This window comes from Sorangium sp. So ce117, assembly GCF_051524395.1.
Lineage (GTDB): Bacteria > Myxococcota_A > Polyangia > Polyangiales > Polyangiaceae > Sorangium > Sorangium cellulosum_B.
This window is the reverse complement of record NZ_CP150309.1, coordinates 6,965,190-6,983,003: the sequence shown is the minus strand read 5'-3', so window position 1 is coordinate 6,983,003 and position 17,814 is coordinate 6,965,190. Positions and strand designations below refer to the sequence as shown.

At 71.0% G+C, this 17,814-nt stretch carries 16 protein-coding genes; 11 read left to right on the top strand and 5 right to left on the bottom strand.

The features are described from left to right. Positions 1–495: 495 nt before the first annotated feature. The 4 genes from WMF46_RS26145 (at position 496) to WMF46_RS26130 (ending at position 6,292) form a co-directional block, all read left to right on the top strand. On the top strand, positions 496–3,387 hold the full coding sequence (locus WMF46_RS26145) for a LodA/GoxA family CTQ-dependent oxidase (RefSeq protein WP_437987937.1): 2,892 nt from the start codon (positions 496–498) through the stop codon (positions 3,385–3,387). Next, positions 3,384–4,481, top strand: coding sequence for a tryptophan 7-halogenase (locus tag WMF46_RS26140; RefSeq protein WP_437979683.1), 1,098 nt, complete (start codon positions 3,384–3,386; stop codon positions 4,479–4,481). The genes WMF46_RS26145 and WMF46_RS26140 overlap by 4 nt, the downstream gene beginning before the upstream one ends. 162 nt (positions 4,482–4,643) lie before the next feature. Beyond that, positions 4,644–5,219, top strand: a complete 576-nt coding sequence (locus WMF46_RS26135) for a TetR/AcrR family transcriptional regulator (protein WP_437979682.1) — start codon at positions 4,644–4,646, stop codon at positions 5,217–5,219. Continuing rightward, the gene (locus WMF46_RS26130; RefSeq protein WP_437979681.1) at positions 5,216–6,292 is read left to right on the top strand and encodes an MBL fold metallo-hydrolase; all 1,077 of its coding nucleotides are present in this window, start codon (positions 5,216–5,218) and stop codon (positions 6,290–6,292) included. The genes WMF46_RS26135 and WMF46_RS26130 overlap by 4 nt, the downstream gene beginning before the upstream one ends. A gap of 39 nt (positions 6,293–6,331) precedes the next feature. Here WMF46_RS26130 and WMF46_RS26125 read toward each other — a convergent pair whose 3' ends face one another. After that, entirely contained in the window at positions 6,332–6,724 is a 393-nt protein-coding gene (locus tag WMF46_RS26125) for an MAPEG family protein (RefSeq protein WP_437979680.1), read from the bottom strand. Between the two features lie 287 nt (positions 6,725–7,011). On the opposite strand from WMF46_RS26125, the gene WMF46_RS26120 reads away from it, so the two are divergent. From WMF46_RS26120 to WMF46_RS26105, 4 genes are all read left to right on the top strand, one after another. Continuing rightward, entirely contained in the window at positions 7,012–7,476 is a 465-nt protein-coding gene (locus WMF46_RS26120) for a DUF1348 family protein (protein WP_437707409.1), read from the top strand. Positions 7,477–7,493: 17 nt separating this feature from the next. Continuing rightward, a complete protein-coding gene (locus WMF46_RS26115) occupies positions 7,494–8,165 on the top strand; it encodes a class I SAM-dependent methyltransferase (RefSeq protein ID WP_437979679.1) in 672 nt (223 codons plus the stop codon). 109 nt (positions 8,166–8,274) lie between these two features. Beyond that, a complete protein-coding gene (locus tag WMF46_RS26110) occupies positions 8,275–8,763 on the top strand; it encodes a hypothetical protein (protein WP_437979678.1) in 489 nt (162 codons plus the stop codon). Further along, positions 8,736–9,761: a phosphotransferase enzyme family protein gene (locus tag WMF46_RS26105; protein WP_437979677.1), complete on the top strand. Its 1,026-nt coding sequence runs from the start codon at positions 8,736–8,738 to the stop codon at positions 9,759–9,761. Before WMF46_RS26110 ends, WMF46_RS26105 begins: the two co-directional genes overlap by 28 nt. Positions 9,762–9,772: 11 nt before the next feature. Here WMF46_RS26105 and WMF46_RS26100 read toward each other — a convergent pair whose 3' ends face one another. Continuing rightward, entirely contained in the window at positions 9,773–10,993 is a 1,221-nt protein-coding gene (locus WMF46_RS26100; RefSeq protein WP_437979676.1) for an acyl-CoA dehydrogenase family protein, read from the bottom strand. Between the two features lie 358 nt (positions 10,994–11,351). Here WMF46_RS26100 and WMF46_RS26095 point away from each other — a divergent pair, with 358 nt between their 5' ends. The 3 genes from WMF46_RS26095 (at position 11,352) to WMF46_RS26085 (ending at position 13,643) form a co-directional block, all read left to right on the top strand. Then, complete coding sequence (locus WMF46_RS26095) at positions 11,352–11,930, top strand: TetR/AcrR family transcriptional regulator (protein WP_437979675.1); 579 nt, start codon at positions 11,352–11,354, stop codon at positions 11,928–11,930. Positions 11,931–11,982: 52 nt separating this feature from the next. Next, a complete protein-coding gene (locus tag WMF46_RS26090) occupies positions 11,983–12,846 on the top strand; it encodes a phosphatase PAP2 family protein (protein ID WP_437979674.1) in 864 nt (287 codons plus the stop codon). A gap of 287 nt (positions 12,847–13,133) precedes the next feature. Beyond that, positions 13,134–13,643 carry a hypothetical protein gene (locus WMF46_RS26085; RefSeq protein WP_437541105.1) on the top strand — a complete coding sequence of 170 codons (510 nt, stop codon included), beginning with the start codon at positions 13,134–13,136 and terminating at the stop codon, positions 13,641–13,643. Between the two features lie 108 nt (positions 13,644–13,751). Here the strand turns inward: WMF46_RS26085 and ribA are convergent, their stop codons facing one another. The 3 genes from ribA to WMF46_RS26070 all read right to left on the bottom strand — a co-directional run bounded on the left by ribA (position 13,752) and on the right by WMF46_RS26070 (position 17,761). Next, positions 13,752–14,423 carry a GTP cyclohydrolase II gene (ribA, locus tag WMF46_RS26080; protein WP_437979673.1) on the bottom strand — a complete coding sequence of 224 codons (672 nt, stop codon included), beginning with the start codon at positions 14,421–14,423 and terminating at the stop codon, positions 13,752–13,754. A gap of 13 nt (positions 14,424–14,436) precedes the next feature. Beyond that, positions 14,437–15,921, bottom strand: coding sequence for an IS4 family transposase (locus tag WMF46_RS26075; RefSeq protein ID WP_437979672.1), 1,485 nt, complete (start codon positions 15,919–15,921; stop codon positions 14,437–14,439). 394 nt (positions 15,922–16,315) lie between these two features. Continuing rightward, positions 16,316–17,761 (bottom strand): NAD(P)/FAD-dependent oxidoreductase, encoded by a 1,446-nt coding sequence (locus WMF46_RS26070; protein WP_437979671.1) that lies wholly within the window; start codon positions 17,759–17,761, stop codon positions 16,316–16,318. Positions 17,762–17,814 lie beyond the last annotated feature (53 nt).

Here is a 17,814-nt window from a genome sequence, read left to right as displayed (position 1 = left end):
CTCGGCCGCGCCGGGTACTCGACGCACAGGGCCAGATCTGAGGCGCCGAGGACGCCGGAAGAAGAAGCAATAGAGTCCTCCTCTTCTCTCGATGCCTCGGCGGTTCAACCTCTCCTCGTCCGAGCGTCGCTGTCGATCGCATTCGAGCGGGGCTGCCGGCGCGTCATGGGGGCCTGCTCGGACGCCGATCGTATCCACAGCTATCCGCTGCTGGAGCACGGCGTGTCCTGGTCCTGGCCGGCCCGGCGACTGTGCGAAGGAGCAGCCGTGTCATGCGCGCAGCAATGGTGGAGAAAGGGGACGCCCCGAGCTCGCCGTCCAGCAGCTTGACGTCGAGATCGCGGTACTGTCTCCTGCATCACTTTCATCACCAAGGAGCCAGGCATGACCCACCGCCTCCGCCTCGAAGCAGTCGACTCCGCGTCCAGCAGCTCGAAGGTCGTCGCCGCGCCCACCATCGATTGCGCCGCCGATCCGGTCGGCTCGCTCGTACAAATGTTCGTCGACATGGTACAGACGGGCCGTATCAAGGCCGGACAATGCCCGGCTCTGCGGCCGGTCTTCTTGAAGCCGCATGGCGTGGTGCGCGCCACCTTCCGCATCAAACAGGATCTGCCCGAGACATACCGTGTTGGCCTGTTCGCCGGTCGCGAATACAAGGCGTGGCTGCGCTTCTCCTCCGACGCGCTGCCCACCGACAACGATTACAAGACCACGCTGGGCATCGCCATCAAGCTGTTCGGCGTGCCGGGCGCGAAGATATTCGGCGAGCCGGACGACACAACGTTCGACTTCATCCTGCAGAACATGAGCGTGTTCTTTGTCGCCACCGCCAAGGACATGTGCGAGTTCACCCGCGCCGGCGTGGTGAACCACGATTACGACAGCTATCTCAAGGACCATCCCGAGACGGAGAAGATCCTCGATGAGATGGCCAAGCCGGTGGGCAGCGTGCTCGGCACGTCGTACTGGAGCGGCCTGCCTTTCTCCTTCGGCCCGAACGACCATGTGAAGTACAAGCTGGAGCCCACGATCGATGTGCCCGCGCCGGACACCCCGCCGGCCGATCCCACGTATCTGGCCGCCGATCTCGAGGCGCGGCTGAAGGCCGGGCCGGTGACGTTCAAATTCTGCGCGCAGCTCCGCACGAATCCAGACACCCAACCGCTCGACGACGCAATGATCCCCTGGCCCGAGGAGGCCAGCCCGCCGGTGCACCTCGCCGATCTGATCCTGGAGCAACAGGACATCACGGTGCGAAGCCAACCGGAGTATGGCGAGAACCTGTCGTGGAATATCTGGCGCGTCACGGAGGAGCACCGCCCGCAGGGGTCCATCGCCGAGGCGCGACGCGACGTCTATGCGGCTTCCGCGCAGGTGCGGCGCGACGCCAACGGCGTGCCCACCGGCGAGCCGGACCGACCGAAGCCGAGCGGCGACTGGCCGCCGGCCAAGGACAGCGTGATCGTGCGCGCCGCGATCCATCCCGCGATCGGCATCTGCCGCGTCGGCGACAGCCTGAGCGAGTACTATATCGGTCCCCAGGTGACCGAGCCTTACCCCTTCGCACCGGGCTTTCACCGCGACGCCGCCGGCGCGCTGAAGCGCGAGGCGGCGCAGTTCCGCATCTACGGCTACAACGCCGCTGGTGAGGTCGTGAGGGAGCTCACGGCTGACGACGCAGCTATCGAGTGGACCGTGCGTCTGGCCAACCGCAAGGCGCAATGGTACCAATTCGACATGGCGCTCGATATCCCGGACGCCGCCGGCACCAGCGTGCCCCTGCGTAACCCGACGGTGAAAGGGGCAGACCGCGCCGCGCTGGCGATCGATCCTGGGCCGCGGAGCATCAGCGGAAAATCGGTGTCGGGCGGCAGCGAGCACAGCTTCGATACCGGCCAGTTCATGGGCGTGAACGTGCCGCTGGGCGAGATCCGGACCGACGACAGCGGACGCCTTCTCGTGCTGGGCGGGCATGGCAAGTCCGGCTCGCCCACCAACGCACCGGTCTACGTGCCGGCCGACAAGAAGAGCTTCAACAACGCCGATCAATGGTACGATGACATCTCCGACGGTCCGGTGACCGCAACGGTGTCGATCAGCGGCCGCGCCGTGCCGGTGCAGCATGCCTGGGTGGTCTGTGCGCCGCCGAACTACGGCACCAACGTGGTCGGCTGGCGAACCATGCACGACATGCTCGTGGATTGCTACATCGCCTGCGGCTGGATGTCGATGCCGCAGACCACGTCGTTCGCCAGAGATGTCTTGCCGTTCCTGCGGCGGCTGTCGAGCCTGCAATGGGTGAACAAGGGCTTCGCTGCGATGTTCGGCAAGGGGGGGCCGATGGATTTCGAAGATCTCGCTTTTGTCGACAAGCTCGCGCAGGCGCCTTCGAAGGCGGGCGCCGCCGGTCCGAACGACACATGGAGCGAGCTGCGGCGTGTCATCATGAACTCGTTTCGACCCCACGAGACCTCGGACTACCAGCCGCGCATGTGGCCCTATCTGTATGGTGACGCCTACGGCTCCTCCACCGAGAATTCGCCGCGCAACTTGCTGGATCTACCCTGGGTGCAGCAGGTGCACCTGCAGCGCTGGGTGGACGGGGACTTCATCGCCGACTGGCACCGCGACGCGGTGCCGCCGCAGAGCATCGATGACGTGCCGCTCGCCGAGCAGCCGGCGATGCTCGACAAGGCGGCGTTGCACTTCTGCCTCGCCGATGCGTTTCATCCGGGCTGCGAGATGACGTGGCCGCTGCGCCATACCAGCATGTACGAGGCGCCTTTCCGGTTCCGCCTGGGGCCCGAGGGGACGGTGCCGCTCGATGTCGGCAGCGAGCTGACGCCGGAGAGCGCGATGGCTCCGGGCGGTCCGCTCTACGACCAGACTGCCGGCACCATCAGCCGCTGGATGGCGCTTCCCTGGCAGGGCGACACCACCTTCTGCCGCTCGGGGTATCCGCCGGGCTTCGACCCCTACATCCCCTCCTTCTGGCCGGCCCGGGTACCGAATCAGGTGCTGACCGAGGAGGAATACAAGGTGGTGGTGGACACCACGAGGAGCCGAGAGGAGCGCCTCGCCGCTTTCAACTACCGCGCCTTCTGGACCCGCGGAACGGCGCGCGATCCGGTGGCGGCGATGATGCAGATGGTGGCGCATTTCGCCGACATGGGCGTGGTGGAGGCGCGGCCGGGCGTCCCCGACGATCCGGATTTCCCGCCGGTGATCTATGTGGAGAGCATCTCCGAACAACGCGCGCGGGTGCTGCGCGAGAAGGCCGAGGGGGCGCCGGCGGGGCCGCTCAGCCCGGCACAGCGGGCGGGCTGGGAGGACGAGGAACATATGAACGCCTTCGCCGCCGTCCGGATCCGCTTCCGCCGATGAGCGGATCGGCCGCCACCTGCGACGTGGCGGTGGCCGGCGCCGGCCCGGCCGGCGCGGTGGCGGCCTGTCTGCTCGCCCGCGCCGGCCTGTCGGTGCTGCTCTGCGACTCGAGGCTTGTTGACGGCGCCGCCCCGGCCAAGCCCGGCGAGGCCCTGCCCGGCGCGGCGGTGCGTCTGCTGCGCGCATGCGGTCTGCCGCTGCCCGGCGACAGCGGGCGGCACACGCCGATCGGCGGCAACATCTCGGTCTGGGGTTGGCCTGAGCCGATTTACCGCGATTTCCTGAGCGAGCCAGATGGACCTGGCTTTCGGCTCGATCGTGCCGCCTTCGAAGCCGAGCTTGTGTCCGCCGCGCTGGCTGCCGGCGCTCGGGCATTGCCGCTGAATCTGGCGCGGGTAGCGCGGGACGATGGGCGCTGGCGGTTCTGGAGCCGAGACGGCGCCGAATGGCGCGTGTCCTTCCTGGTCGACGCCAGCGGGCGAGCCGCGTCGCTGGCGCGCCGGCTCGGCGCGACGAGGCGGCGCGACGAGGCGCTCGTCGCGGTGGTCGGCCGCGCCCGTCCGGATCCGGCCTATCGCCTGAACCGCACGCTCGTGGAGACCGTGCCGCAGGGCTGGTGGTACGCGGCGCTGCTGCCCGATGGTGCGCCGGTCTTCATGCTGCATTCCCGGCCCCAGGAGGCGGCGCGGCTGCTGGCGCGGCCCGAGGAATGGCGCGCAGCGCTGGCCGATACGCGCCATGTGGCGGCCGCTTTCCCCGGCGCGGTGTTCGACACGCCGCTGAGCGGCCATGACGCCTGCGGCGCTTGGCTGGAGCCGGTCTACGGACCCGGCTGGGTGGCTTGCGGCGATGCGGCGCTCAGCTTCGATCCGGCTGCCGCGCAGGGCATCCTCGCGGCGCTGCATGGCGGTATGGAAGTGGCGCGTGCGATCCCCGCGGCGATGCGCGGGGAGCTCGGACCGCTGCGGGCCTACGCTGCGCGTCTCCTGGAAATGCGCCGGCTCTATCGCCAGCGCCTGATCGCGCACTATGCTGACGAGGAGCGCTGGCCCGAGGCGCCGTTCTGGCGCGAGCATGGCCGTGTGACGGCTTGAGCCGGGCAGGCAATGATCGGCTGGATTACGCGGATCGCGGGTATTGTGGTGCCTTCCGGCGGCGCCTCAGGGCAGCTCCTCGGGCGCGCGTCGCCGGCCTTCTCGGCGGGCCGCGCGCCGGCAGCCCTTGACAAGACAGACCTGTCTGTCTAGAACAGCGGCGTGCGGGACGCCAGGCGCCATATCCTCGAGGTCGCGGAGCGCCTCTTCTACGCCGAGGGGTATCGCGCCGTCGGCGTCGATCGTTTGATCGCCGAGGCGGACGTCGCCAAGGCCACCTTCTACCGCCACTTTCCGACGAAGGACGACCTGCTCGTGGCGGTGCTGGACGCGCGCGACGTGCGCTTTCGCGAGTGGCTGGCCGGGCGAGTCGAGGCGGTCGCGGACGATCCGCGGGACCGGCCGCTCGCGGTCTTCGACGCGCTCGCCGAGCTGTTCGCCGCGGACGACTTTCGCGGCTGCGCGTTCCTCAACACGATGGTCGAGGTCGCGAGCCGGAGCCACCCGGCGCACGAGGCCGCGCAGCGCCACAAGCAGCGGCTCATCGACTATTTCGAGCGGCTCTTGCGCGAGGCCGGCGTGCCCTCGGCCAGCGCGCTGGCGCCGCAGATCCTGCTGCTGATCGACGGCGCGATCGTGACCGCCGTCCGCGAGGGGGGACCGGGCGCCGCCGCGCGCGCGCGGTCCCTCGCCGAGAACCTCATTGCAACAGCGCGGCCAGGAAGGCGACGACGATGAACCGCATCACGGGTGTCCCGAGCAGGTGGAATGGACGTGCCGAGCAGCTCCCGCAGCCCGCCGGGGCCGAGCCCGGCGCAGGCGCACCCTCGACGGGTCGCCCGCGCAGACCACGGGCGCCCGTGGGCCCGGTGGTCGCCGCGCTGCTCGCGCTCTCCCTGACGGCCTGTGCTTCGCCGGACCGCGGCGGAGCCAGCGCGCCGCCGGCCGGCGCGGCCGCCGCGACCGCGCCGCCGGCCGGCGAAGCCGCCGCGGCCGAGGCCTCGAGCGGGCGCCTCCAGTGGCGCGGCGGCCCGACGGCGATCCTCGAGCGCGACGGCCTCCGGCTGCTCACCGATCCCGTCCTTGGCCCGCGCGGCCCGGCGGCGTTCGCGCTCCCCAAGCACCCGTCGACCGGCGTCGAGAACGCGCCGGTCGCCCGCTATACCGATCCTCCGGCGGAGCCGCTCGGGCACCTCGACGTCATCCTCCTCAGCCACAACCATGCTGACCATTTCGACGCCGTCGCGAAGGAGACGCTCCCGAAGGACGTCACCTTCATCCTCCCTCCCGACGCGGTCGGCGCGGCGCGCGCCGCCGGATTCACGAAGCTGACGCCGCTCGATTGGGACAACGAGGCCGTGCTCCCGACCCGCGCCGGCCGCCTGCGGATCCTCGCCGTCCCGGCGAACCACTCCCACGATGAGGCGCTCGACGCGACGCTCGGCAAGGGCAACGGCTATGTGCTCCGCTGGGAGGGCGCGGCGCCCTATTCGATGTACTGGACCGGCGATTCGGTCTTCACCGAGCCGATGCGCGCCGTGGCGGCCCGCTTCGCGCCCATCGATCTCTGGCTCCCGCACCTCGGCGCGGTCGGCGTCGACGGCGCGCGCGGCCTCCGCACGATGGACGCGGAGGAGGCGGTCGCCGCCGCCGCGCTGCTCCGCGCCCGCCACGTGATCCCCATCCACCACACAACGTTCGCCCATTACCGCGAGCCCGTGACGGCGTTCACCCAGCGCGCCGCCTCGAAGAACCTGCCCGCGCAGGTCCACGTCCCGACGGACGGCGCGTGGATGCCCCTGCCGCGCTGAGCCTGCCACGGCGCCCCCGCCGCGCCGGCCCTTCGGCGTTCAGACCAGCCACTTCAGGAGGAAGAGGCCCACGGTGGCGGCGAAGCCGATGATCCAGACAGCGGTCCGGGCAGAGGCCTTGTCGCCGATGTACATGACAAGATAGAGAACGCGCGCGGCGACGTGGGTGACGGCGAGGATGGCGCTCCAGCGAGCGTCGGCGCCCGCGAGGTGGGCCGTGAAGACGGCGGCGGCGAAGGGCGCAAACGCCTCGAAGCCGTTCTGGTGGGCGGCGAGGGCGCGGCGCCCGACGCCGGTGAGCTTGGCCTGCTGGTCGCGCGGGTTGCGGTTGTCCAGGCCCTCGGGCTGCTGTGACTGCGCCTTGGCGACGAACAGGCGGGCCACGTAGATCAAGAGAAGTGAGATGAAGACGCACGTCAACGGAATGGTCATTGGATCCCTCTCGAGCGCACAGGCTCCTCGAAGCGCGGAGCGACTCTAACGAGCTCCCGCCGCCGGCGCGAGCGCCAAGCGTCGTGGCCGCTCCCACGGCGCCTGCGCCGGAGCGGGCAGGGCGGTCCCGCGGGGCGGCGCGCGCGAGCGACGGACGCGCGCCGATGGCAGGACGGGAGCGGCCGGTCCGCGGTACGGCCCTGGGGAGCTTCGCGTGAAAAGGGGTTGCCGGGGATGGGAGATTCGAGGAAGGTTCGTTCAGGTGCACCTTGAGCGAAGATCCTGTCGTGTCGCGCCCGCCGCTGCCGCCCTTCACCGCCGAGACCGCCGCCCGGAAAGCGCGGCTGGCGGAGGACGCCTGGAACAGCCGGGATCCCGCGCGCGTGGCTCAGGCATACACGGTCGATAGCCGCTGGCGGAACCGGGCGGAGTTCTTCCAGGGGCGAGCGGCGATCGAGGCGTTTCTGCAACGCAAATGGCAGCGGGAGCTGGACTACCGCCTGATCAAGGAGGTCTGGGCGTTCACCGGGGACCGGATCGCGGTGCGCTTCGCCTATGAATGGCACGACGACAGCGGCAACTGGTACCGGTCCCATGGCAACGAGCAGTGGGAGTTCGATGCGCAGGGGCTGATGCGGCGGCGCGAGGCGAGCATCAATGACGTGCGGATCGCGGCGGAGGAGCGGAAGTTCCACTGGCCGCTCGGGCGGCGACCCGACGAGCATCCGGGGCTGAGCGAGCTCAGCTTGTAGCGATGCCGAGCGAGCTCATGTCCAGCTCTTCAGACAAGCCCGAGATCGCCACGGCCTACGATCGCTGGGCCGCGACGTACGATGACGATTTCAACCGGACCCGCGAGCTGGCGGCCGAGGTCCTCCGGCAACGCGGCCTGGCGCTGGCCGGCAGGGACGTTCTCGAGATCGGCTGCGGCACCGGGCGCAACACGCAGTGGCTCGACGAGCACGCGAGGAGCGTCCTCGCGCTGGATTTCTCCGAGGGGATGTTGCGTCGCGCGAGGGCCCGCGTGTCTTCTCCCCGCGTCCGGTTCGTGCAGCACGACATCCGCGCTTCCTGGCCCCTCGCGGAGGGCTCGTCCGACGTCGTGATTGCCATGCTCGTGCTGGAGCATATCGAGGACATCGACGCGGTCTTCGCCGAGGCTGCCCGCGCCTTGCGCGCGGGAGGGGAGCTCTTCCTGTGCGAGCTGCACCCCGTGCGACAGATGCGCGGGGGCCAGGCCAATTTCGTCAACCCGGAGACGGGCCAGCCCGAGCGAGTGACCGCGTTCCTGCATGACGTGTCACAGTACGTGAACGGCGGCCTGGGGGCCGGGTTCGAGCTCGTTCACCTGGGCGAGTGGCGCGACGCGGAGGCCGTCAGGAGCGACCCGCCGCGGCTCCTGTCCGTGCAGCTCAGGCGCACGGCTCACTCGCCTGGCTAGCGGCTGAGTCCGTAGCACACAAATCTGCGCTCCGCGGTAGAACCCATCGTTGCGTTCTGGATCGCCGTTCGGGTGACGTGGATTGGGCCATCGGTCTATGATGGTCTCCATGAAGCTCTCGTCACGCAGGCGCCGCCGCGTGCTCGCGTCCTCGTTCGTCGTCACGGTGGCCGGTGGCGCTGCGGCTTGTGGCACGGCTCAGCCGCCGTCCGATAACCCGCCGCGCCTGGATCTCTCGCCGACGTATTCGTCGGGCGTGGGGGATGCGGTCGCGCCCAGCGACGCCGGGACGACGGAGACGCAGGACGCGGCGGCTCCGGAGCCGTCGCAGGAGGCCGGGACGACGTCGGCGCCGGCCGCGTCCGGTGCATCCCACGGCGCCGGGACGACGTCGGCGCAGGGCGAGGAGGAGCCGCTTCCGCAGCCCGCGCGGGGAGCGAAGGTGGTCTGGGGCCCGGACGGCACGTGCAGGCAGTTTTTGCCGAACACCTGCCCGCCGCCTCAGGCCTCTCGCGACGGAGGCCCTCCCGTCGTCGTCATGTGCAACCCGCCGCCGCCCCAGAGGGTCGCGTGCCCGCCGGAAGGCAGCCAGCCCTGAGCGCAGGGCTGCCCTCTGGAGCGGACGATACGACTCCCGTAGATCCCGCGCTCCTCGATCGCGCTCTTGCGCTCTACGGGCTCGATCCGGCGACCTGCCGGCATATCGGCGGCTTCGAGAGCCAGGTGTTCGAGGCGCGGCGGCGCGACGGTACCTTCGTCCTGAAGCTCGGGGATCCCGGGCGCAGGTCCCTGGACGCGGTCGAGGCGGAGTGTGAATGGCTGGAGTACCTGACAGCGAATGGCGTCCGCGCCGCCCCGGCGATCCGGGCCGCTGACGGGAGCTACGCAGCGTTGCTCGGCGGGCCAGGCCGGGCCGTCTGCGTGCGCGCGTACGCGAAGGCCCCCGGGGCTCCGCTCTGTGCCGACGATCTGACGCCGGACGTGGCGACCGCCTGGGGGCGGCTCCTGGGGCGACTTCACGCCGCGACCAAGGTGTATGTTCCGCCGTCGGCGAGGCGGCGTCATGCGTGGCATGAGGACGGCGACTTCACCAGCGCGCGGGAGCTCTTGCCGGAGGACGAGCGCGACCCGATCGGCGGCCGGCTAGAGCGGCTCATCGCGGAGCTCCGGGCCTTGCCGGCGGATCGCGACGCCTTCGGCCTTGTGCACACGGACGCCCATTTCGGGAACGTGCTCAAGGACGGCGGCGCGCTCACGCTGATCGATTTCGACGATTGCGCCTACGAGTGGTTCGCGAGCGATCTCGGGATCGTCCTCTTCTATGTCGCGATCGACCCGCTCGGCCCCGGGCGGCCGCCCGAGCTCCTCCGGATGTTCCGCGACAGGTTCCTGGACGGCTACGCCCGGGAGAACGCGCTCTCCGCGCGATGGCTGGCGGAGATGGACCGGTTCATGAAGCTGCGCGAGCTCGTGCTCTACACGGCGATCCGCCGGGTCAGCCGGCGCGAGGCGCCGGACGCCTGGTGTCGCGCCTATCTGGAGCGCCACAAGCCGCGCATCCTCGGCGATCAGCCGGCGTGGCCGGAGCCTGGTTGAGGGCGCGTCGCTCAGCCGCCCTGTCGAGCTAACCCGCCACCCGAGGGCGGCCGGGGCGCGAGCATCGGGTGCAGCTCGGCGATCCCGAGCCGCGCGCGCCCCGCGAACTCGTAGGCGTCGTCGGTCGCGGCGATGTGCTGCGTCGCCGCGTGGATGTCCCGGAAGCACCGCTGCAGCGGGCTCGCCGCATAGAGCGCGCCCCCGCCGCCGGCCCGGTAGGCGAAGCCCGTGACCTCCGCGGCGACGTCGGTCACATACGTCTGGACGAGCCGGATCGCCGCCCAGTCCTCGATCGAGAGCGCCTCTCCAGCGCGCGCCTGGTCCCACATCCGCCCGAGCACGTCGAACGCATAGGCCCGCGCCGCCGCGAGCTTTGCCTCCGCGCGCCCGAGGTCCATGTGGAAGGCCGCGTGGCTGCCCAGCGCGAGCTGCGGCCAGGCCTTCACGCGGCGCGGGGCGACCGCGGCGATCTCGTCGAGCGCGCGCCGCCCGACGCCGAGCGCGAAGCCGACGTGACCGGCCGCGAGCAGGGCAAGCAACGGCAGCGAATGAAGCGCGCCGCCGCGCCGCTGAGGCGCCGCGGGGAAGGGGCACGTCCGCGCCTCGGGCACGAGCGCGCCCTCGATCCGGTAGTGGTCGCTCCCCGTGCCGCGCAGGCCGGCCACGTCCCACGTGTCCTCGATCACCACCTGCTCGCGCGGGACCGCGAGGCTGATCATCTCGGGCGGCCCCGCCGGAGGGGCCCCGCCCTCCGGGGCCACGATGGCGCAGGTGAACACCCATGACGCGTGCCGCACGCCGCTGCCGAAGGCCCAGCGGCCCTCGAGCACGTACCCCCCGGAGACGCGTCGCGCGAGGCCGGTCGGGATCTGGAGCCCTGCGAACGTCGGGAATGGCCCTGCGAACACCTGGCGGGCCCCCTCGTCCGGCAGGGTGCCCCCGGCGAGGGCGGCGAGCAGCGCGCTGATCATCAGCGACCACCCCGCCGACGTGTCCGCGCGCGCCATCGCCTCGAAGACCTCGACCTGCGTCAGCGGGTCGCTCTCGACGCCGCCGAGCGCGCGCGGCGCGGCCATCGCGAGCAGGCCGCTCGATTGCAGGGCGTCGATGACCGCGGGCGCGAGCGTGCGCAGCCGCTCGGACGCCTCGGCGTGGGCGGTGGCGACGCCGCGGACGCGCTCCACGGCGGCAAGGAGGCGTTCGCGCTCGGGGGATCGACGGGGCTCGGACATACGGGGCTCCTTTCCTGGATCAGGTGCAGCGCGCCGGCCACCGGCCGCCCGCGCGCCCGATGATGACACTGACAACATCGGGAAAGTTTCCACTGCCTACATTTTCTTCGCGGCCGCCCGCAGCTCCTGAGCTCGCGGCCCTGCATCCGCGATCCCGGGCCCCGCGGCTCGGTGGACCGCGGCCTTCGTGGTATCGTGCGCCTGCGCTGTGGCTTCCCCCGCAAGGCGCCGCCGTCCGCGCGCGCGCACCTCACCTGCTCCCGCGTCGCGTCCTTCGTCCGCTCCTGCGCGCCCTTCGCCCGCTCCCGCGTCGCGCCCCATCGACCGGCCCTACCACCACGGCGACCTCCGGCGGGCCGTGCTGGAGGAGGCGCTCTCGCTGATCGAGGAGCAAGGGAACGCGAGCTTCACGCTGCGCGAGGTCGCGCGGCGCATCGGCGTCTCGCACGCCGCGCCTTACCGGCACTTCGCGGACAAGCGCGCCCTGATGACCGAGCTCGCCGTCCAGGCGAGCACGGCGCTCGGCGCGCGGATCTCGGCCGCCCTCGAGGGCGCCGGGGGCGACCTGCGGGCGCGCTTCCTGGCCGCCGGCTTCGCCTACGTCGCCTTCGCGCTGGAGCACCCCGCGCCCTTCCACGTGATGTACTCCGGCGAGGTGGACGTGGACGACCCGCGGGTCGCGGCGGCCACCTCGCAGAACCTGGGGGTGCTCCTCGGGTTCATCGAGGAGGCGCAGCGCGCCGGCGCGTTCCCGCCCGGCGATCCGTGGGCGCTCGCGGTCCCGATCTGGGCGATGCACCACGGCCTCGCGACCCTCGCGGCGTCGGGGGCCCTCTCCAAGGCCGGGCCGGCGGCGCTCCGGAACCTGGTCGACGACGCCCACGCGCGCCTGCTCGACGGCCTGCTCCTCGCCACGCCGGGGCCGTCGCGCGCCTGACGCCCGCGACGGATTTCCGTGCCCCTCCGCCCCGGTTACGCTTGCGCCCCTCATGCGTGCTACCGCCGCGCTCGCGCTATCCGCCTTCCTCGTCGCCGTCTCGTGCTCGCCGGCCGCTGCCGCCGACCCGTCCCCCGAGCTCACGTACCGGCCCGAGATCGATCTGCCCATCACCGTCGTCGGCGGCGCCGCATGGATCGCGTCCGAGCTCGCGAAGAAGGGCCTCGCCCCCGAATCGTGCCGCTGGTGCACGGCCAACGCCCTCGACACGTCGGTCCGGGACGCGCTGGTCTGGAGAGGCAACCCCAACACCGCTCATGATCTCAGCAACGTGACGGTCCTCGGCGTCGCGCCCGCCGCAGCGCTGGGCCTCACGGCGCTCGCCGCGTGGTACGACGGCCGCTCCGACAACATCGCCGCGGATCTCGTGATCGTCACCGAAGCGATGGTGGTGGCGATGAACATGAACCAGATCACCAAGTACATCGCCGGCCGCCAGCGGCCGTATGCCCATCACGACAACCCGGATGTGCTCCGCGCGGGCGAGGGCACCTCGGGTCCGCTCCCGCACGACGACGATCTCTCGTTCTTCTCCGGCCACTCCACGGCCGTCTTCTCTCTCGCCGCCGCGAGCGGCACCGTGGCGTCGATGCGCGGCTATCGCGCGGCGCCGTGGGTATGGGCGAACGGAATGGCGATCGCCGCGCTCTCCGGCTACCTGCGCATCGCCGGCGATCGCCATTATTTCACCGATGTGCTCACGGGCGCCGTATTCGGCGCCGCCTCCGGCGTGCTGATCCCGGCTTTGTTTCATGCCCCGCGCCCGGGCGTTGCCAGCTCTGGCACCCGGAGTTTTCGCCTCTCGCTCGCGCCAGTGGGCGGCGGCGCGGGCGTGGGCATCGCCGGCGCCTTCTGAGCCGGATAGCGCGATTTCAGCCATCGGCAAGCGGCAGCGCTGCTTTCGGATGGCGTAAGTAAGCAGTGTTGACAAACCGGGTGTTCATTTTTACAATACGCCTGTCAGCTAGGAATGCTGGTGCTCGGGCCGTCGTTGCTGGAGCGCTAGCTCATTACGTCGAATACGCCGTGCCGCCCTGGCGGCCATGGCGACGGCGAGCTGCGGTCCCGCAATGGGCACGCGCGTTTTCGCGGGCCCGTCTCGGCGGGGTGCCGCCAGCTCGGCCTCATGAAGGAGTCGACGACATGCATGTCGTTCACCATGCGTCACACACCCGGTGGATCGCGGGAGGCCTCGCCGCCCCGCTCTTCGCCCTCCTTGCAGGTTGCAGCGATCAAGCGCTCGGGGCGCCCGTGCCGGCGCCCGGCGCCGAGCTGCAGCCTCGGTCCGCGCCCGGCGTCGGCCGGGAGCTATCCCAGGGGAGCGCCGGTCAGGGCGAGCCCACGCTTCGGCCCGCCGCGACGGCGGCCGCGCTCCTGGAGCGCGACGAGCTGCTCCGGGAGGCCGGGCGGCTCGCGGAGATCAGGGCGGTGCTCGCGCGATCGCCGGAGGCGCCGCTCGCCCTGCTCGACGAGCACCGGGCCGAGTTCCCGGAGGGGCGCCTCGCGGCCGACCGGGAGATCGTCGCGATCGACGCGCTCTTGCGCAGCGGGCGCGCCGACCAGGCGCGCGCCCGCGCCGGGGATTTCCTCTCGCATTTCCCGGCGAGCCCCCACGCGGACCGGGTTCGCCGCCTGACCGGCGCTGCGCCATGAGGCGATCTCGACACCGCCGCACGGCGCCGCCGTAGCGCCGGACGGGCATCGATGGAGGCTCGCGACCGCAATGGCCGCTGAGCCTGGGCCCCCGCGCCCGCGGGGGCCTCAGCCCGCGGGCGCCGGCTCGGATTCCGGGGGGGCCATCCCGTCGACCACGACCGGATCGCTCTGCTCGACCAAGTGCGGCTTGCCCCACGTGTCGATGAAATGCCCCGACCGCTTCGCCTTGGTCTCCAGGTAGAAGCGGTTGTGATCGTTTGGCGGTATCACGTGCGGGATGCGCCCGGCCACGGAGACTCCGTATTGCGTCAGCTGCTGGACCTTGTTGGGGTTGTTCGTGATGAGCTCGATCGATCTCACGTTCAGGCTGCGCAGCATGTGCGCCGCGACGGCGTAGTCGCGCTCATCGTCCCTGAAACCGAGCGCCAGGTTGGCCTCGACCGTGTCGAGCCCCTGGTCCTGCAGCGCGTAGGCCCGGATCTTGTTAATGAGCCCGATCCCTCGTCCCTCCTGGCGCAGATAGAGCAGGATGCCCCGATCCATGCTCTGGATCTTCTTCAACCCTTCGAGGAGCTGATCGCGGCAGTCGCAGCGCAGCGAGCCCATGACGTCGCCTGTCACGCACTCGGAGTGCAGCCGCGTCGGTACGTTCGAGGCGCCGATGACGTCGCCGTGCACCATCGCGATGTGCTCCTTGGCGTCTCGGTTGTTCCAGAACGCCACGATGCGGAAGTGGCCGGCGCGCGTCGGCAGCTCGGCGACGCCGACCACCCGCACGCCTGAGGATTGATCACATTTCCCCCTTAATTTTCGCTGTGTTGGCGAGGGCGGCGTTCCAGCCCGTCTCCAGCATGAGCAAGGTTTGCATTCCGCGTGCGAGCGTCAGCCAGCCGGGGGGACCGTTGCGCTTGAGGTGTCCACCAAGACCGGCAACGGCGTAGAGCGCATCGACTACCGTCGCCCCCTGAGCCGGCAGCTTCTTGGGCTGGTGCTGGTGCAGCAGCTTCAGCTGCGTGGGGTTCAGGGCTCGTTCCGCGGGCGCGTTGGGCTCAAGGCGTGACAGAGAGCGCAGCAGCAGCATCTGCCACGCGATCGGGGCGAACAGCGCCATCGCGTTCGTCAGGCTCCGGAAGCTCTCGAGCTGGCGCGTCTCGAGGGCGCAGCCGGTCTTGAGCGCCTTGAAGAACTCCTCGATGAGCCACCGTGCCCGGTAATGGTCGACGATCGCTGCGATCTGGTCGGGCGTGTCGACGGGCTCGTTGGTCGCCAGCACCCACGCGACCGGCTCTTCGCCCGCTGGCGTGTCGATCTCCTGCACCAACACGACGTTGACCGCGAGCTCTTCGGCCAGCTCGGGCAGGTAGTAGGGACGGCGCAGCGCCACGCGCCGAGCGCCGACGCCCAGCGTGGCGCTCCGCTCCGAGCGCGCGGGGTGCGCGCGCTTGCTCGCAGGTACCGGTCCGGCGCGGCGTTGGGTGAGCACAACCTCGCGACTGAGCCGGATCGGCAGCTCGACCAGCGCCTCGCTCAGCCGCAGCGGAGCGCTGTCGTCGAGCGATTCCTCTTCGTCCTCGGCCAGCTCCGACACGTTCCGATCGCGCGCCATGCGCACGACGAAGCGGTGGCCCTGCTCGACCATGGCGCACAGAAGCGGGTAGGCGTCGGCCTCGCGGTCCATGACGTGCAGCAGCGACGTGCGGTCGCCCACGGCCTGCTCGGCCGCCTCTACCTGCCGCAGCCAGCGCGTCGACTCCTTGTCGGTCACGCGCGCATAGTCGCTGCCCGTCCTGTTCTTCTTGCGTGGGCTCTTGGAGAGGGCGGAGGCTTTGCGGGCCCAGCAGGCAAGGCCCAGCAATCCGAGCGGCTGGTTGATCGCGTCGGTGGCCACGGCGAGCGTCGCGTGCGCCAAAAAGCCCTGCGTGTCCTTGCCGTTGAGCGGACCGAGCCCTTTGCGTGCTCCGTCGCCGTCGAAGGCGACCGCGGTGGTGTCATGCACCGCGCGAACCGTGTCGTGACCGGCCATGCGCTCGAGGGTCTGCTCGCTGTGGGCTTGCACCAGCGCACCATACGACACGCGCTTGTTGCCAAGGAGCCGGTAGAAGCCCTCCAGCTCTGCCTCTGTCTTCAGCGAGTCCGGGAAGCTCTCGCCCGGCGCGACGCTCAGCCGCGCCACCACAGCCCGGACCCGCTGATGCAGGCGCGCATCGCCCAGCTGCACCGTCTCGAACTCGCGAACGATCGAAGGCGTCGTTTCCGGCACATCGGGATTTCCCATGACATTTCAGACGCTTGGCGCGTCCGAAACGGATCAAAAAATGTGCGGGATCCTCAGACCCGCACGCAGACGTTCACGTGGCCAACCCCATCGCAGTCGTGCGCTCGATCGCGGGCGACGAGCTCCAGGAGCGCATTCATCGAGTCGGTCATGTCCTGCCTCCGCGAGGAGCCGCCTCGCGAGCCGATCCGTCGTGGGTAAAGGCGCGCACGTCTTACCAGAACACGACGGCCAGGCAACGCTCTGCAGCCGCGCGGGGCGGCCCCCCGCCGGAGGATGCCTGTCGACACGGCACCACGGCGCGTTCGTCCCGCCGACACGGGCCTCGCGCGGCGCGGAGCCGTCGCCGTCATCACGCGACAGGAGCGAGGCAGCGGGCTCAGCTATCCAGGCGTCACTCGGGCTGCCCTCGGTGGGTCGCGCCGGCCGCGGCCACCTCCGGCAGCGACCCTGACCGCCCCGCGCGAAGCACGCGCAGGATCAAGCGAGGATCCAGGAGCGCCTCCGGCCCGTCGAGCATGTGCAACGCGCGCACGAAGCGCACGTAGACCTCGCGATCGACCTGCGCGGCCCGGTGCAGCATCCCGGTGTACCAGCGCATGATCGGCTGGAGGAACGGCCGCCGGCCCCTGGTCTCGGGGTAAGCGAGGTCTTCCCCCGTGGACATCCGCCACGGCAGGTCGACCGCCCTCGCCGCGGCCGCGTGGTAGCGGCGGGTCAGGCCCGCGATCGCGCCGCGCCCCGCGCGGCGGCGCTGCTCCTTGAGCGCGGCGTCGAGCGCCAGCGCCTGGAGGCAGGCCGACGTCATCCCCTGGCCGTAAACGGGGTTGAAGCTGGCGAGCGCGTCGCCCAGCACGGCGAGCCCCTCGGGCATCCGCGCCATCCGCTCGTAGTGCCGCCGGAGGTGCGCCGGGAACTTGGAGACCGCGACGTCCGTCACCGGCTCGGCCCCGAGCAGCGCCCGGTAGAGCGCGTCGTTGGGCAGGCCCCGGGCGAACTCCAGGAAGCCCTCGGGATCGGCGGGCGGGTGATCGCCGAACAGGCCCGCCAGCACCACGATCCAGCGCCCGCCCTCGATCGGCGCGATGCAGCCGAACCGCCGGCTGTCGGACGGCGAGCCGAGGACGTACAGCGACTTCCACGGGAGCTCTGCCGGATCCCGCGGCCGGTACTGCCGGCTGGCGTACCCCACCCGGACCTGGATTGTCGACTCGTCGGGCCGCCGGTAGCCGAGCGCCTCGAGCCACGCCGGCGCGCGCGAGCCGCGCCCGCTGGCGTCCACCACGAGCTCCGCCGGCAGCCGCTCGATCTGGCCGCCCTCGTCGCGTTGCCGGAGCACGACGCCCGTGATCCGGGAGCGATCGCGAGACGCCGAGAGCTCCACCACCTCGCGCTGGTCCAGGCGCCGCACCCGGGGCAGCGCGAACGCGCGGCGGCGCACGTGCGCCTCGAGCAGCGGACGGGTCATGCACACGGTCCGCACCCCCGTCTCGAAGCGCGGCTTCCAGGCGCCGTGGTGGTGCCACGCCAGGCCGAGCCCGAAGTCGTACGCGATGGCTCCGTCCTGGAGCAAATCCCCGGTGAAGCCGGGGAACAGGTCGTTCAGGATCCGCTCTCCCTGGGCGAGCAGCCCGTGGAGCTGGCGAGCCTGGGGTACCCCCTTGCGGGCCTCGCGGAGGTCATCCGGGATGGCGTCACGCTCGACGACGGCCACCTCGCCAAAATGGTCGGCGAGCACGCGGGCTGCGACCAGGCCCGCGATGCTCCCACCGATCACCACCGCCCTGCGGCCGGCGAACGGGCGATTGGAGCGGATGTCCTCCTGGGTGCAGGGCTTCATGAAGCCGCCAGTATTGCAATCCTCGGGCCGCCCCTGAGGACTGCAAGGCCGGC